14 protein-coding genes are annotated in these 14,384 nt (G+C 70.3%); 10 read left to right on the forward strand and 4 right to left on the reverse strand.

Annotated elements, in window-relative coordinates; genetic code table 11:
- Positions 1 to 84 precede the first annotated feature (84 nt).
- From Q4V64_RS15120 to fabF, 4 genes are all read left to right on the forward strand, one after another.
- Positions 85 to 999: an ACP S-malonyltransferase gene (locus Q4V64_RS15120; protein ID WP_124442607.1), complete on the forward strand. Its 915-nt coding sequence runs from the start codon at positions 85 to 87 to the stop codon at positions 997 to 999.
- Between the two features lie 16 nt (positions 1,000 to 1,015).
- The gene (locus Q4V64_RS15125; RefSeq protein ID WP_124442606.1) at positions 1,016 to 2,083 is read left to right on the forward strand and encodes a ketoacyl-ACP synthase III; all 1,068 of its coding nucleotides are present in this window, start codon (positions 1,016 to 1,018) and stop codon (positions 2,081 to 2,083) included.
- A gap of 81 nt (positions 2,084 to 2,164) precedes the next feature.
- On the forward strand, positions 2,165 to 2,413 hold the full coding sequence (locus Q4V64_RS15130) for an acyl carrier protein (RefSeq protein WP_124442605.1): 249 nt from the start codon (positions 2,165 to 2,167) through the stop codon (positions 2,411 to 2,413).
- 76 nt (positions 2,414 to 2,489) lie between these two features.
- Complete coding sequence (fabF, locus tag Q4V64_RS15135; RefSeq protein WP_124442604.1) at positions 2,490 to 3,761, forward strand: beta-ketoacyl-ACP synthase II; 1,272 nt, start codon at positions 2,490 to 2,492, stop codon at positions 3,759 to 3,761.
- Positions 3,762 to 3,905: 144 nt separating this feature from the next.
- Here fabF and Q4V64_RS15140 read toward each other — a convergent pair whose 3' ends face one another.
- Positions 3,906 to 4,400: a DUF3145 domain-containing protein gene (locus tag Q4V64_RS15140; RefSeq protein WP_124442603.1), complete on the reverse strand. Its 495-nt coding sequence runs from the start codon at positions 4,398 to 4,400 to the stop codon at positions 3,906 to 3,908.
- Between the two features lie 285 nt (positions 4,401 to 4,685).
- Here Q4V64_RS15140 and Q4V64_RS15145 point away from each other — a divergent pair, with 285 nt between their 5' ends.
- Together Q4V64_RS15145 and Q4V64_RS15150 are read left to right on the forward strand one after the other, a co-directional pair.
- On the forward strand, positions 4,686 to 5,585 hold the full coding sequence (locus Q4V64_RS15145) for an SGNH/GDSL hydrolase family protein (RefSeq protein WP_124442602.1): 900 nt from the start codon (positions 4,686 to 4,688) through the stop codon (positions 5,583 to 5,585).
- Between the two features lie 29 nt (positions 5,586 to 5,614).
- Positions 5,615 to 6,586 (forward strand): aldose epimerase family protein, encoded by a 972-nt coding sequence (locus Q4V64_RS15150; protein ID WP_124442601.1) that lies wholly within the window; start codon positions 5,615 to 5,617, stop codon positions 6,584 to 6,586.
- Between the two features lie 72 nt (positions 6,587 to 6,658).
- Here the strand turns inward: Q4V64_RS15150 and Q4V64_RS15155 are convergent, their stop codons facing one another.
- Entirely contained in the window at positions 6,659 to 9,097 is a 2,439-nt protein-coding gene (locus tag Q4V64_RS15155; protein WP_124442600.1) for a glycoside hydrolase family 3 C-terminal domain-containing protein, read from the reverse strand.
- A gap of 105 nt (positions 9,098 to 9,202) precedes the next feature.
- On the opposite strand from Q4V64_RS15155, the gene Q4V64_RS15160 reads away from it, so the two are divergent.
- Entirely contained in the window at positions 9,203 to 9,778 is a 576-nt protein-coding gene (locus Q4V64_RS15160) for a TetR family transcriptional regulator (RefSeq protein ID WP_124442599.1), read from the forward strand.
- 31 nt (positions 9,779 to 9,809) lie between these two features.
- Here the strand turns inward: Q4V64_RS15160 and Q4V64_RS15165 are convergent, their stop codons facing one another.
- Entirely contained in the window at positions 9,810 to 11,459 is a 1,650-nt protein-coding gene (locus tag Q4V64_RS15165; RefSeq protein WP_124442598.1) for a hypothetical protein, read from the reverse strand.
- A 232-nt stretch (positions 11,460 to 11,691) separates the two neighbouring features.
- Here Q4V64_RS15165 and Q4V64_RS15170 point away from each other — a divergent pair, with 232 nt between their 5' ends.
- On the forward strand, positions 11,692 to 12,669 hold the full coding sequence (locus Q4V64_RS15170; RefSeq protein WP_124442597.1) for a DUF5937 family protein: 978 nt from the start codon (positions 11,692 to 11,694) through the stop codon (positions 12,667 to 12,669).
- A 16-nt stretch (positions 12,670 to 12,685) separates the two neighbouring features.
- Here Q4V64_RS15170 and Q4V64_RS15175 read toward each other — a convergent pair whose 3' ends face one another.
- The gene (locus tag Q4V64_RS15175; RefSeq protein ID WP_124442596.1) at positions 12,686 to 13,075 is read right to left on the reverse strand and encodes a RidA family protein; all 390 of its coding nucleotides are present in this window, start codon (positions 13,073 to 13,075) and stop codon (positions 12,686 to 12,688) included.
- 58 nt (positions 13,076 to 13,133) lie between these two features.
- Here Q4V64_RS15175 and Q4V64_RS15180 point away from each other — a divergent pair, with 58 nt between their 5' ends.
- Together Q4V64_RS15180 and Q4V64_RS15185 are read left to right on the forward strand one after the other, a co-directional pair.
- Positions 13,134 to 14,066: a LysR family transcriptional regulator gene (locus Q4V64_RS15180; protein ID WP_253267204.1), complete on the forward strand. Its 933-nt coding sequence runs from the start codon at positions 13,134 to 13,136 to the stop codon at positions 14,064 to 14,066.
- A gap of 49 nt (positions 14,067 to 14,115) precedes the next feature.
- Positions 14,116 to 14,382 carry a DUF6234 family protein gene (locus Q4V64_RS15185; RefSeq protein WP_124442594.1) on the forward strand — a complete coding sequence of 89 codons (267 nt, stop codon included), beginning with the start codon at positions 14,116 to 14,118 and terminating at the stop codon, positions 14,380 to 14,382.
- Positions 14,383 to 14,384 lie beyond the last annotated feature (2 nt).

Consider the following 14,384-nt stretch of genomic DNA (forward strand, 5'->3'; position numbering starts at 1 on the left):
TGTCGAGGATCCACAAAACCCCTTCGTGTTCTTCGTCCTTGTCCCCACGGGCGGCCGTGCCCGTCCCCAAGAGAGAGTGTGAGAGTGCTCGTACTCGTCGCTCCCGGCCAGGGCGCCCAGACGCCCGGCTTCCTGACTCCCTGGCTCGAACTCCCCGGTGCCGCGGACCGCGTCGCCGCATGGTCGGACGCCATCGGACTGGACCTCGTCCACTACGGCACGCAGGCCGACGCGGACGAGATCCGCGACACCTCCGTGGCCCAGCCGCTCCTGGTCGCGGCCGGTCTGCTGTCGGCCTCGGCACTCGGTGACATCAAGCCCGGCGCCGTCGCGGGGCACAGCGTCGGCGAGATCACCGCCGCCGTCTTCGCGGGTGTCCTGGACGACGCCGCCGCGCTGCCCCTCGTCCGCACCCGCGGGCTCGCCATGGCCGACGCCGCCGCGGTCACCGAGACCGGCATGTCGGCGCTGCTCGGCGGCGACCCCGAGGTGAGCGTCGCGCACCTGGAGCGGCTGGGCCTGACCCCGGCCAACGTCAACGGCGCCGGTCAGATCGTGGCCGCGGGCACGCTGGAGCAGCTCGCCGCGCTGAACGAGGACAAGCCCGAGGGCGTGCGCAAGATCGTCGCCCTGAAGGTGGCCGGCGCCTTCCACACGCACCACATGGCCCCCGCGGTCGACGCCCTGGCCAAGGCCGCCGAGGCGTTCGCGCCCGCCGACCCGAAGATCACGTACGTCTCGAACAAGGACGGCCGGACCGTCGCCACCGGGGACGAAGTCGTCTCGCGCCTTGTCGGCCAGGTCGCCAACCCGGTCCGCTGGGACCTGTGCATGGAGACCTTCAAGGAGCTCGGTGCCACCGCTGTGCTGGAGGTGTGCCCCGGCGGCACCCTGACCGGTCTCGCCAAGCGCGCGCTGCCCGGCGTGAAGACCCTCGCCCTGAAAACCCCCGACGACCTCGACGCGGCCCGCGAGCTCATCGCCGAGCACAGTGCCTGACAAGGAGCCCGAGAGCATGTCGAAGATCAAGCCCAGCAAGGGCGCCCCGTACGCGCGCATCCTCGGCGTGGGCGGCTACCGTCCCACCCGGGTCGTGCCGAACGAGGTGATCCTCGAGAAGATCGACTCGTCCGACGAGTGGATCCGCTCGCGCTCCGGTATCGAGACCCGCCACTGGGCGAACGACGAGGAGACCGTCGCCGCGATGTCCATCGAGGCGTCCGGCAAGGCGATCGCGGACGCGGGGATCTCCGCCGAGCAGATCGGCGGCGTGATCGTCTCGACCGTCTCGCACTTCAGCCAGACCCCGGCCGTGGCCACCGAGATCGCCGACAAGCTCGGCACGGCGAAGGCCGCCGCGTTCGACATCTCGGCGGGCTGCGCCGGCTTCGGCTACGGCCTCACCCTCGCCAAGGGCATGATCGTCGAGGGTTCGGCGCAGTACGTCCTGGTCATCGGCGTCGAGCGGCTGAGCGATCTGACCGACCTGGAGGACCGGGCGACGGCCTTCCTGTTCGGCGACGGCGCCGGCGCGGTCGTGGTCGGCCCGTCCGAGGAACCGCACATCGGTCCGACGGTGTGGGGTTCGGAGGGCGACAAGGCCGGAACGATCAAGCAGACCGTACCGTGGGACGAGTACCTCCCCCACTCTCGACTTCGCTCGAGCGGGGGGACCCCCACGGGGGACGTCGACAAGCTTCCGCTGGACAGCGAGGGCAACGTCAAGTTCCCCGCGATCACGCAGGAGGGCCAGGCGGTCTTCCGCTGGGCCGTGTTCGAGATGGCGAAGGTCGCGCAGCAGGCGCTGGACGCGGCCGGAATCACCCCGGGCGACCTGGATGTCTTCATCCCTCACCAGGCCAACGAGCGGATCATCGACTCGATGGTGAAGACTCTCAAACTGCCGGAGCACGTCACGGTCGCCCGCGATGTGCGCACCACCGGCAACACCTCGGCCGCCTCGATCCCGCTCGCGATGGAGCGGCTCCTGGCGACCGGCGAGGCGAAGAGCGGCGACACCGCGCTCGTCATCGGATTCGGGGCGGGTCTCGTGTACGCCGCGACGGTCGTTACCCTCCCCTAGGCACTCCGTGCCGGATCATCGGATCCGGTGCGGTGAAGCACCTGCCAACACCCTCTGGATATCTACGAAGGAGCGCCCGACATGGCCGCCACTCAGGAAGAGATCGTCGCCGGTCTCGCCGACATCGTGAACGAGATCGCCGGCATCCCGGTTGAGGACGTCCAGCTGGACAAGTCCTTCACCGACGACCTGGACGTCGACTCGCTGTCCATGGTCGAGGTCGTCGTCGCCGCCGAGGAGCGCTTCGACGTCAAGATCCCCGACGAGGACGTCAAGGAACTCAAGACCGTCGGCGACGCGACCAACTACATCCTCAAGCACCAGGCCTGATCCTCAAGCAGGCTGCCTGGCCCCGCCACCCGGCGGTGGCGCCGCTGAATCCCGATCCGTTGGAGAAAGAATTCCCGTGAGCTCGACCAATCGCACCGTGGTCGTCACCGGTATCGGCGCAACCACACCGCTGGGTGGCGACGCAGCCTCTACCTGGGAGGGCCTGGTCGCCGGACGTTCCGGCGTCAAGGCCCTGGAGCAGGAGTGGGCCGCCGAGCAGGCGGTCCGCATCGCCGCACCTGTCGCCGTGGAGCCGACCGAGGTCATCCCGCGGCCGCAGGCCCGCCGACTGGACCGTTCGGCGCAGTTCGCGCTGATCGCCGCTCAGGAGGCGTGGAAGGACGCCGGCTTCGAAGCCAAGGCCGGGGAAGACACGAGCGTCGACCCCGACCGGCTCGGTGCGGTGATCGCCTCCGGAATCGGTGGCGTGACGACCCTCCTCGACCAGTACGACGTGCTGAAGGAGAAGGGCGTCCGCCGCGTCTCCCCGCACACCGTCCCCATGCTGATGCCGAACAGCCCCTCCGCGAACGTGGGTCTGGCCGTGGGCGCCCGTGCGGGCGTGCACACGCCGGTCTCCGCGTGCGCGTCGGGTGCCGAGGCCATCGGCTACGCCATCGAGATGATCCGCACCGGCCGCGCCGACATCGTCGTCGCGGGTGGCACGGAGGCGGCCATCCACCCGCTGCCGATCGCCGCGTTCGGCAACATGATGGCGATGTCCAAGAACAACGACGACCCGCAGGGCGCCTCGCGTCCCTACGACGTCGCGCGCGACGGCTTCGTCCTCGGCGAGGGCGCCGGTGTGATCGTCCTGGAGTCCGCCGAGCACGCCGCCAAGCGCGGTGCCCGCGTGTACGCCGAGGCGGTCGGGCAGGGCATCTCCGCCGACAGCCACGACATCGTGCAGCCGGAGCCGGAGGGGCGGGGCATCTCGCACGCCCTGCAGAACCTGCTGGACCGCACGGATCTGGACCCGGCCGAGATCATGCACGTCAACGCGCACGCGACCTCGACGCCGGCCGGTGACGTGGCCGAGCTGAAGGCGCTGCGCAAGGTGTTCGGCGACGACGCCGACCATATGGCGGTGTCGGCCACCAAGTCGATGACCGGGCATCTGCTGGGTGGTGCCGGGGGTGTCGAGACGGTCGCGACCGTGCTCGCCCTGTACCACCGGGTGGCTCCGCCGACCATCAACGTGGAGAACCTCGATCCGGAGGCCGAGGCCAACGCGGACGTGGTGCGGGGTGAGGCCCGGAAGCTGCCCGTCGAGGGGCGGATCGCCGCGCTGAACGACTCGTTCGGGTTCGGTGGGCACAACGTGGTGCTGGCGTTCCGTACGGTCTGATTCAAGCCGTGGACGGAGTGTGGCCCGAACCCCCGGGTGGGGTTCGGGCCACATTGCGTTCGTGGTTCGCTGCGGGCCGGTGGGGGCTTGTCGCGCCCACGCGGCGGAGCCGCACATGGATACAGCCCCGCGCCCCTGAAAGCCTCACACCACCTGGTGGAGCCAGCGCACCGGCGCTCCCTCACCCGCGTACCTGAAGGGCTCCAGTTCGTCGTCCCACGGCTTCCCCAGGAGCTTCGCCAACTCCGCCTCCAGGTCCGTCTCTCCCCGCTGGGAGCGGACCAGGGCGGCGCGCAGGCGGTCCTCGGGGATGAGGATGTCGCCGTGGATGCCGGTGACGGCGTGGAAGATGCCGAGGTCGGGGGTGCAGCTGTAGCGCTCGCCCTCGGCGGTGGCGCAGGGCTCGGCGGTGACCTCGAAGCGGAGGAGGTGCCAGCCTCTCAGTGCGGAGGCCAGCTTGGAGGCGGTGCCGACCTGGCCCTGCCAGGAGAACTCCGAGCGCCAGGTGCCGGGCGCGGCGGGCTGCCGGATCCAGTCGAGGTTGACGCGCGTACCGAGCACCCCGGCGACGGCCCACTCGACGTGCGGGCACATCGCGCGCGGCGCGGAGTGCACGTACAGAACTCCACGTGTCGTCACCGGGACCTCCGGGCAGAGCGGGACATGTTGCGAACTGTCGGACGGCAGTGGCCGGGCAGCCACGTTGATGGCGAGGCTACCGTGCGGCGGCGCAAGGAGTGTGACGTACCGTCGGTCCCAGTGCCGTGAAACGCTCGCCATTCACCCGGCAGGACGCTTGTACGGGTGCGATCCGTTGCACGGTGATCCATATGATCGGTCGGGAACCCTCGCGCGTTGTTATGAACGGATGACGTTTTCCGTTCACCACGTCGCACGCACCACGACCGAGGGGACCACCACCCGATGCCGAACCCAAGCCGCCGCTCGCGGGCCGCGCTCGCCGTCCTGGCGGCGGCCGTCCTGGGCGTCGCCGGCTGTGACGCCGTCGGTGGTGACTCGCCGGGGCCGAACGGCACTCAGGCGCAGAAGACCAAGCCGTCACCGAAGCCGACTCCGCTCTGGGACAGCAGCCCGGACTCGATCGCCGCCGTGGGCGACTCCATCACCCGTGGTTTCGACGCGTGCTCGGTGCTGGCGGACTGCCCCGAGGTCTCCTGGGCCACGGGCGACAGCGCCGAGGTCGACAGTCTCGCCGTACGACTGCTGGGGAAGGCGAAGGCCGCCGAGCGCAGCTGGAACTACGCGGTCACCGGGGCGCGGATGGCGGACCTGCCCGGCCAGATGGCGCAGGCGGCGACACGGAAGCCCGGGCTGGTGGCGGTGATGGTGGGGGCCAACGACGCGTGCCGGGACAGCACCGCGGCGATGACCTCGGTGGCCGACTTCCGCTCCGACTTCGAGGACGCGCTGAGCACGCTGCGCAAGGGGGCGCCCAAGGCGCAGGTGTTCGTGGCGAGTGTGCCGAACCTGAAGCGGCTGTGGTCCGAGGGCCGTACGAATCCGATGGGCAAGCAGGTGTGGAAGCTGGGCATCTGCCCGTCCATGCTGGGCGACGCGGATGCCGTGGACGCGGCGGCGACCGCGCGCCGGGACACCGTGCAGAAGCGGGTGGAGGACTACAACGAGGTGCTGGAGGAGGTCTGCGCGAAGGACCGCCGCTGCCGCTTCGACGGGGGCGCGGTGTACGAGTACCGCTTCGGCACGGGCCAGCTGAGCCAGTGGGACTGGTTCCATCCGAGTGTGAACGGACAGGCGCGGCTGGCGGAGATCGCGTATCGCACGGTGACGGGGAAGAAGGCGTGACGCAGGAGCCGTGACCTAAAGTTCCGCACATGAACGAACTCTTCGCGACACTTTCCGACGGCACTCCCGTCCACCGCTGGACCCTGCAGCGGGCGGGGGTCCGCGTACGGATTCTGTCGTACGGCGGGATCGTGCAGTCGGCGGAGGTCCCGGACCGGGACGGGCGTGCGGGGAACGTGGTGCTGGGGTTCGCGGACCTGGACGGGTACCTCACGCACCCGGAGCCGTACTTCGGTGCGCTGATCGGGCGGTACGCGAACCGGATCGCGGGCGGCCGCTTCCCGCTGGACGGCCTGACGTACGCGCTCGCGCTCAACAACCCGCCCAACTCCCTGCACGGCGGCGAGCGCGGATTCGACAAGCGGGTGTGGGACGGGGAGCCGGTCGAGCACGGCGTACGCCTGAGCAGGGTGAGCCCGCACGGCGAGGAGGGCTTCCCGGGCCGGCTGGAGGTCTCGGCGACGTACACGCTGACGGATTCGGGCGCGCTGCGGATCGCGTACGAGGCCGTCACCGACGCGCCGACGGTCGTGAACCTCACCAACCACAGCTACTTCAACCTGGGCGGGTCAGGGAACGCGGGCGGGCACGAGCTGCGGGTCGCCGCCTCGCGCCGCACCCCGGTCGACGCGGACCTGATCCCGACGGGTGACCTGGAGGAGGTTGCGGGCACGCGCTTCGACTTCCGCGAGGGGCGGAAGGTCGGTGCCGGGTACGACCACAACTTCGTGCTCGACAAGGGCGTGACCGAGGCGCCCGTCGAGGTCGCCGAGCTGTACGACCCCGCGTCCGGCCGCGTCCTGACCGTGGCGACCACCGAGCCCGGCCTCCAGCTGTACACCGCCGACCACCTGGGCGAGCCCTTCGCGCCGGGTGACGGCATCGCGCTGGAGACCCAGCACTTCCCGGACTCCCCGAACCGGCCGGAGTTCCCGAGCACGGTGCTGCGGCCGGGCGAGGTGTTCCGGTCGGAGACCGTATACGGGTTCTCGGTTCGCTAGCCCCGGTACGACACGAGCCCCGGCCCAGGTGTCAGGTCCCGGGCCGGGGCTGCTCGTGGGACGTGTCCCGAATCAGACGTTAATCGTCGCGGTGAGCCGGCGGTCGGAGATCGAGCGCCCGATCTGGATCTCGTACGAACCCTTCACATGCGACCACGCGTTGGTCTTCTCGTCCCAGATCTCGAACGCCCGGCGGGGCAGTTCCACGGTGGCCTCGACGACCTCGCCGGGGCCGGCCGCCACGCCCGCGAACCCGGCCAGCCGGCGCGCCGGGCGTTCGGCGTCGGGTTCGGCGGGCGCCAGGTAGACCTGGACGACCTCGCGGCCCGCGCGGGCACCGGAGTTGCGGAGGCGGACCCGGACGGTGGTGCCTCGCACCTCGGCCGATTCGTACGTCCAGTCGGTGTAGCCGAGGCCGTGGCCGAAGGGGTACGAGGGGGTCCTGCCCTCCTTCTCCCAGGCGCTGTAGCCGATGAACACGCCTTCGCGGTACGGGAGTTCGCCGCCCTCCGGGGCGACCTGGGTGACCGGGGCGGCGGCCAGTGAGCCCCAGGTGGTCGGCAGCCGGCCGCCGGGCTCGTGGGCCCCGGTCAGTACGTCCGCCAGGGCCGCGCCGCCCTCCTGGCCGGGGAACCAGCCGAGCAGGACGGCGGCGACCTCGTCGCGCCAGGGCAGTTCCACCGGGGAGCCGGAGTTGACGACCACGACGGTGTTCGGGTTGGCGGCGGCGACCGCGCGGACCAGGTCGTCCTGGTGGCCGGGAAGCGCGAGGTCGGCGCGGTCGAAGCCCTCGGACTCGACGCGTTCGGTGGTGGCGACCACGACGACGGCGGTATCGGCGTTCCGGGCGGCCTCGACGGCCTCGGCGATCAGGCCGTCGGCGTCGCGCCGGGGATCCCGGTGGGCGAGGGCGAAGATGATCGCCTTCAACGGGACGTCCTCGGGGACTTCGACGACGTAGGTGAGGGAGACCTCGACCGGTTCGCCGGCGGTGAGTTCGGCCTCCGCACGGGGCACGGGTGCGCCGAAGAAGGTGACGAAGGGGTCGTCCTCGGCGGGGCGCTGGACGTCGTCGAAGTACGTCGTGCCGCCGATGGCGAGCGTGAAGGTGCCGATGCCCTGGATGCCGAAGGCGTGGGGGCCGCTCTCGCGCGGGGTGAAGGTGCCGGTCAGCTCCACGGTGTGCAGCCGGTCATGAGTGACGCCGTCGGGCAGGGCCGGACCCATCCACTTGATCTGGCCGCCCGGCGCGGAGTCGGAGCCGATGACGTTCCCGTCGGCGTCCCGGCACACGGCGCGCAGCTCGAAGCCCTGGTCGAAGACAGCGAGTTCGGTGTCCGGGTCGGCGCCCACGGCATAGGTGACCGTGCCCTCGGGCAGGGCGGCGGTGAGGCCGTCGAGCGGGGAGACGACGTGGGACGGGAAGACGGTGGCGGAGCCGCCGCCGAGGATCCGGGCGTCGCGGGCGGCAGCGCCGATCAGCGCCACCTTGCGGCCGGGGTTCAGGGGGAGGGCACTGTTCTCATTGCGTACGAGGACGAAGGAGCGGCGGGCGATCTCGCGGGCCAGAGCCTCGCCGTGGACGGTGGCGGGCGGTTCGGTGACGGCCGGTTCGGCGCCCTGGAGGATGCCGACGCGGGCGGCGAGCCGCAGGACGTTGCGTACGGCCCGGTCGACCTCGGCTTCCTCGACCAGCCCGTCCCGCACGGCCTGCGCGAGGGCCTCGCCGTACACGGTGCGCGGGCCGGGCATCGCCACGTCCAGGCCGCCCTTGACGGCCCCGACGGTGGAGCGGGCGGCCGTCCAGTCGGAGACGTTGAAGCCGTCGAAGCCCCACTCGCCGCGCAGGACCTCGTTGACGAGGTGGTGGTGCTCGGTCATCGTCGTGCCGTTGACCGTGTTGTAGGCCGTCATGATGCCCCAGGGGTGGGCGTTCTCGACGATCGTCTCGAAGGGGGCGAGGTAGAGCTCGCGCAGGGCGCGTTCGGAGATCAGGTTGTTCACGGTGAAGCGGTCGGTCTCGGCGTCGTTGGCGACGAAGTGCTTCACGGTGGTGCCGACACCGCCGGACTGCACGCCCTGGACATAGCCGGTGCCGATGACGCCGGTCAGGTACGGGTCCTCGCTGTAGGCCTCGAAGTGGCGGCCGCCGAGCGGGGAGCGGTGCAGGTTGACGGTGGGGGCGAGCAGGACGTGGACGCCCTTGCGGCGGGCCTCCTGGGCCAGCAGCACCCCTGCCCTGCGGGCGAGTTCGGGGTCCCAGGTGGCGGCGAGGGCGGTCGGCGAGGGCAGCGCGATGGACGGGTCGTCGGCGGTCCAGCGCACGCCCCGGACGCCGATCGGGCCGTCGGACATGACGAGGGACTTCAGGCCGATCTCCGGCAGCGCGGGCAGGGACCACATGTCCTGGCCGGCCAGCAGCCGGGCCTTGGCGTCCAGGTCCAGCTTGCGAAGGGCGGCCTCGACGGCTGCCTCCCGGGTCTCGTCGGCCGTCTCCTGCGGTGCCGCCATCGCGGTGCCTCCTCATTGAAGTCCGTTCGGTGCCTACCCATCGTGCACCTGCCGCCTGTAGGTCGGTAGGTTTCGTTACACTGGCGTTATATTCCGCTGTTCGGGATGCCGTACGGTGACGCCATGAACGCCAGGACCAGGAGCACGGAACGACGCGCCGAGATCGTCGGGGCCGCCCTGGAGGTCATCGCCGAGCGCGGCTACCGGGGGGCGAGCCTGGCCGCCGTGGCGGAGCGGGTCGGGCTGACCCAGCAGGGTTTGCTGCACTACTTCCCGACGAAGGGCGCGCTGCTCGTGGCCGTCCTGGAGGAGCGGGACAAGTGGGACGCGGTGCCGGTGCGGGAGTGGCGGACCGATCTACTGGCCTCCCTCGTCGAGTACAACGCGATGCGGCCCGGCATCATCCAGACCTTCTCGGCGCTGCTCGGCGAGAGCGTGACGGAGGGGCATCCGGCGCGGGCGTACTTCACCGAGCGGTACGGACGGGTGCGCGAGTCGATGGCGGCGGTCCTGCGCACCGAGTACGGCGACCGGCTGCCGAGCGGGCTCACGCCCGAGCGCGCGGCTCCCCTGCTGGTCGCGGTGATGGACGGACTGCAGTACCAGTGGCTGCTGGACCCGGAGTCGGTGGACATGGCGGGGGCGTTCCGGGACTTTCTGGCGTTGCTGGGCGAGGGGTGAACGGGCCTCGCCCAGCCGTCCGCCGAGGTTGTCAGGAGCCGAAGTCGTCGGTCACTTCGCTCATGTCGTAGCTGTACAACTCCCGTTCGCAGGGCCCGCAGACACTCGGGGCGTGCTCACTGAGCGACCACAGCCGGGGAGCGAAGCCGTCGCCCCGGCCGTGTGCCAGGTACAGGTCCTCGGGGCCGATGGAGGTCTGGAGCGCCTTCGGGTTGCCGACCAGTTGCCTGTTCCCGTCGACCGTCTGCGGGGTGGCCTGGAGCAGGCGGCCGTTGTTGTCCGCGTTGCTGCGGTGGAAGTACCACTTGCCTTCGTGCCGCAGCACGCCCTGGATCTTGTGCCACAACGGTTCACCGTCGAACGACCCGCCGGTCGGCAGTCCGTACGCCTGGTCGGCGTCCGCGATCGTGCCGGGCGCGCCCTCCACGGCGGCGGTGAGCGCCGCCATGGGGTAAGTGCCCACCCGTCCGCGACTGGTCCCGCCATTGTTGGAGTTGCAGTACTCACCGAGCACCATGTGGTCCGCGCCGGCCCGGTCGAGCGAGATGTACGAAGCCTTGGGCCGGCCGGTCTTGTAGCACCGGTTTTTCCTCGTGTCGCCGTCGTTATTGTCCGTGGTGAACTTCAGCGTCGCGACCTGTGGCATGACATGGCGGTAGCCGTAGCCGTACCAGACGTTGTTCTGCCGGCCGATGCGCTTCTTGTCCCGCACATTGCTTGCCAGTCCGTCCGGCGTGGGGTCGTCGGACCCGGTGTCGCCGTCCGGGTTCAGGTCCATGATCCGGCGCAGGTCGAAGACGCGCAGACCGTTGGCCGTGTCCGCGACGTACAGGTAGTTGCCGTACCAGACGATGCCGCCCGAGTGGATACCCTTCTGCGCCTTGCACTTCCGGGTCACCTGCTTCTTGCATTTTCCCTCGCGGGCGTGCAGTGCGTCGAAGGAGATGTGCTCCTTGGAGTTCACGTACGGCCAGACCAGCAGGACGTGCCGGTACTTCTTGGTGGCTTGGTTGAAGAAGGTGACCCGGACGCCCTTCTCGTTGCAGGCGTCGGACGCGCCCGCCTTGACGCAGTTCTTCCACTTCGAGAGATAGTTGCTGCGGCCGGGGTTTGGCTTGTCGTACGAACCGACCGCGATCGGCTCGGCGTTCGACGTTCCCCAGTCCTCGTCCTCCTGTGCGTCCGAGACGCCGGAGATCGCCTGCGGGATCCACTCCTTGGATGTGGCGTCGTCGTTCTTCCAGCACACTCGGTTGCCGGCCACCAGGTCGGGGCCATAGATACCGGTGGCGCCGCAATCGCCGGCGCCCCAGCCGGCGGACCGATTGGCCTGCTCCATCAGCTCGGTGAGGCCCTGCTTGGGCAGCGCGGCGTCCAGCCGGTTCACCAGCCGTGTGAGGCCGGAGCCCGCGGCGAGCTGGAAGTCGCCCCGCCGGCCCGGTACCGGGGCGGCCGCCGCGGAGCCGGTGCCAGAAGGCGGGCTGCCGGGTTCGACCGTGTCGTCCTGTTCGTCTTCGTGCTCGTCGGCGAAGCCGTCGTCGGGCATGCCTTCGTGCGGCGGTACGGGATCGTCCGCGGCCATCGCCGGGGCCATGCCGCCGACGGGGAGGGACGCGGACAACAGCGCTCCGGCCAGCGCGGCGCCTGCCGCTAATCGTATTCGGGGGAACAGCCTGCCCATGGTGCTGAATCCTTTCCTCGACTCCTCTGCACGGTCAGCCAAGGGCTGTTGGAGAGATGTGAGTCTGGCCGCGACGAGCCGGCGGACCAACAGATTCGAGCTGAGGCGAATCGTCCGCATGGGCCGATGGCCAAGGCATGGCATGGCATGGCAGACGGATGGCGAGGCATGACACACGAAGGTTCGGGTAGCAGCCCTGCGCCCGGGTGCACATTGGTCTTGGGGGAAGATCATGGCGACGCGCTTGCACTTCGACGAGAACGACTTACTCAACTGCCGTTTCGCCATCTCTCCGCTGTGGGAGGCGGCGGAGGCGGTGCAGATGCTCAAACGCCCTGATCGTCAGGCCTATCAACGGCCATGGCTGCGCCGGAACCGGGGAACGGTCACCACCCTCGAACTGACGCCCCTGTGGCTGCTGATGCCCGAGTGCGGTCCGACACCCGGCTGGCTCTGTCCACCTCTGAACAGCATGGCGGCGACCTTCGAGGAAGAGATCGCCGCCGTACGCGCGACCGACCCGGACATCGCCCGGGAAGACGCCCTCCACTCACTGTCGGCCACCCCCGGCGCACTCGACGCCGCCCGCGACCGAGCCTGGCTGAAGAACCCCGCACGCATGATCCGGCAACTGACCGACCTGCTGGAAAAGGTCTGGCACCACCTCATCGAACCGGACTGGCCGCAGCTGCGCGCCCTGCTGGAAGCGGACATCTCCTTCCACTTGCGACGGCTCGCCGAGAACGGTCTGGGGGGACTGTTCTCCGAGATCAGCAGCAACTGCGTCTGGCACGCCGGAACGCTGACCGTCGAAGCACGGATCGAGTACGAGCGGCACCTTCATGGACAGGGACTGGTCCTCATGCCCAGCGTCTTCATATGGCCCCAGGTGATCGGCGCCTTCAAACCACCCGGGCAGCCGACTCTCGCCTACCCGGCCCGCGGCATCGTCGACTTATGGGACCCCGCCCAACGAACCCCCGACAACCTCACGCGCCTGCTGGGACGCGGCCGGGCCGCCGTACTCGCCGCGCTCGACGCACCCGACACCACGGCCTCTCTCGCCAAGCGGCTCAAGCTCGCGCCCTCTTCCGTCTCCTCACACCTCACCGTTCTCCGCGAAGCCGGACTGCTCACCGCTCGGCGTTACGGACGGCACGTGATGTACGAGCAGACTTCCCTCGGGGGAGCACTGACAGCAGGCGGATGACTTCCGGAACCGGTCGTCACTCCCTGAGGGACACCGCCGCCACGATTTCCACCTCGACCCGGGCGTCCGGCCGGAACAGCCGAGGCACCTCGAAGGTCATGCTGGTGGGCGGCGTTCCGGTGAGGAACTGCTGTCGTACGGCGCCGTACTCCTCCCGCGCGTCGATGTCCGTGAGGTACGTGCGGATGCTGATGACATCGGCCAGGCTCGCCCCGTGGGCCCTCAGCAGGGCGTCCAGCGTCTCGAAGATCCCCCGGCTCTGCTCGGCGACGGTGACGCCCTCGGCGATCTGCCCCGAGACGAACAGCAGGGCGCTGCCGTCGGCGTGTTCGACGCGGGCGACCTGAGAGTAGAAGTCGTTGAGGGGCTGGGGGGCGGAGGCGGGGTTGTCCAGCGTGATCTGCATGCCGTCGACGTTAGGCGGGGCCCCGGAATGCGACAAGCGAATGTCTAGCATGGCAGTCATGCCGAACTCGCATCTGTCACCTGGGGTTCCGGATGTCTCCACCGTCTGGCTGCGGGTGTTCCTGGAAGTCGCCCGGCACGGTTCGTTCACGGTGGCCGCGCGGACCCTCGGGTGGACGCAGTCCGCCGTGTCGCGGCAGGTCTCCTCGCTGGAGGAGGCGCTGGGCGGGGCCCCGCTGTTCGACCGGCTGCCCAGGGGCGTGCGGCTGACCGAGGCCGGGCGGTTGCTCGTGCCGCACGCGCAGGCGGTCGTCGAGGCGTTGCACGGAGCCGGGCGCGAATTGGCGGCGCTGCGCGAAGCGGCCGGTGGGCGGCTGCGGTTCGGGGCGTTCGCCTCGGCCGACGCGGCGCTGGTGCCGCAGGCTCTCGCCACGTTCCGCGCGCGTCACCCCCGGGTCCGTGTCTCCCGCGAGGAGGGCTTCACGCCCGTGCTGCTGGAACGGCTGACCGCCGGGCATCTCGATCTGGCGGTCGTCTCGTCGACGGGCGGCGCCCCGCCGTCGACGTACGCACTCCATCACCTCCTCGACGAGTCGCTGTACGTCGCCGTCCCCGCCGATCACCCGCTGGCGGACGGCGGCCCCGTCCGGCTCGGCCAACTGGCCGACGCCGACTGGATCTCCGGCAGCGCGCGCCCCGAAGGCACGCTGCTCGACGTGGCTGTACGCCAGGGCTTCCGGCCGCGGATCGCGCATGTCGTCGGCGAGTGGACCGCCAAGCAGGGCTACGTCGCCGCCGGCCTCGGCGTGACCCTGGTGCCGGCGCTCGCCGCCGGGTCCGTGCGCCCGGACGTCGTACTGCTGCCGGTGCTGGACCAAGGGGCGCCCGCGCGGGCCGTGTACGCGGCGACCGTACGCGGGCGGACGCTCACACCGGCCGCGGAGGCCTTCGTCGGGGCGCTGCGGAAGGCGGCTGCCCGCCTGCCGGCATAGGTACGCGTACTCAGGCGCCAACCGGGCCGCCAGGTTGAGGATGAACCGCATGAGGGGGAGGAACATCATCGCGGTGCTCGGTCTGCTGCCCGTCAACATCCTGGTGGTGGGCTACGGGTGGCTGGCGGCGAGCATGACCGGGTGGGCAGCGGGCTACGACGACGAGCCGTACGAGCCGCCCTTGGCCGAACTGGGCACGGCCTGCGGGGTGGTGGCGGTCATCGGTGTCTTGCTGTGGGTGGCCCGGTTGCGTGGAGCCGCGGCGTTCCAGGTGGTTCCGTTGCTCATGCTCGCCACGCTGATGTCGCCCTCCTGAGC

Origin of the sequence: Streptomyces sp. NL15-2K (genome assembly GCF_030551255.1) — a bacterium.
In the GTDB taxonomy this organism is placed as follows: Bacteria; Actinomycetota; Actinomycetes; order Streptomycetales; family Streptomycetaceae; genus Streptomyces.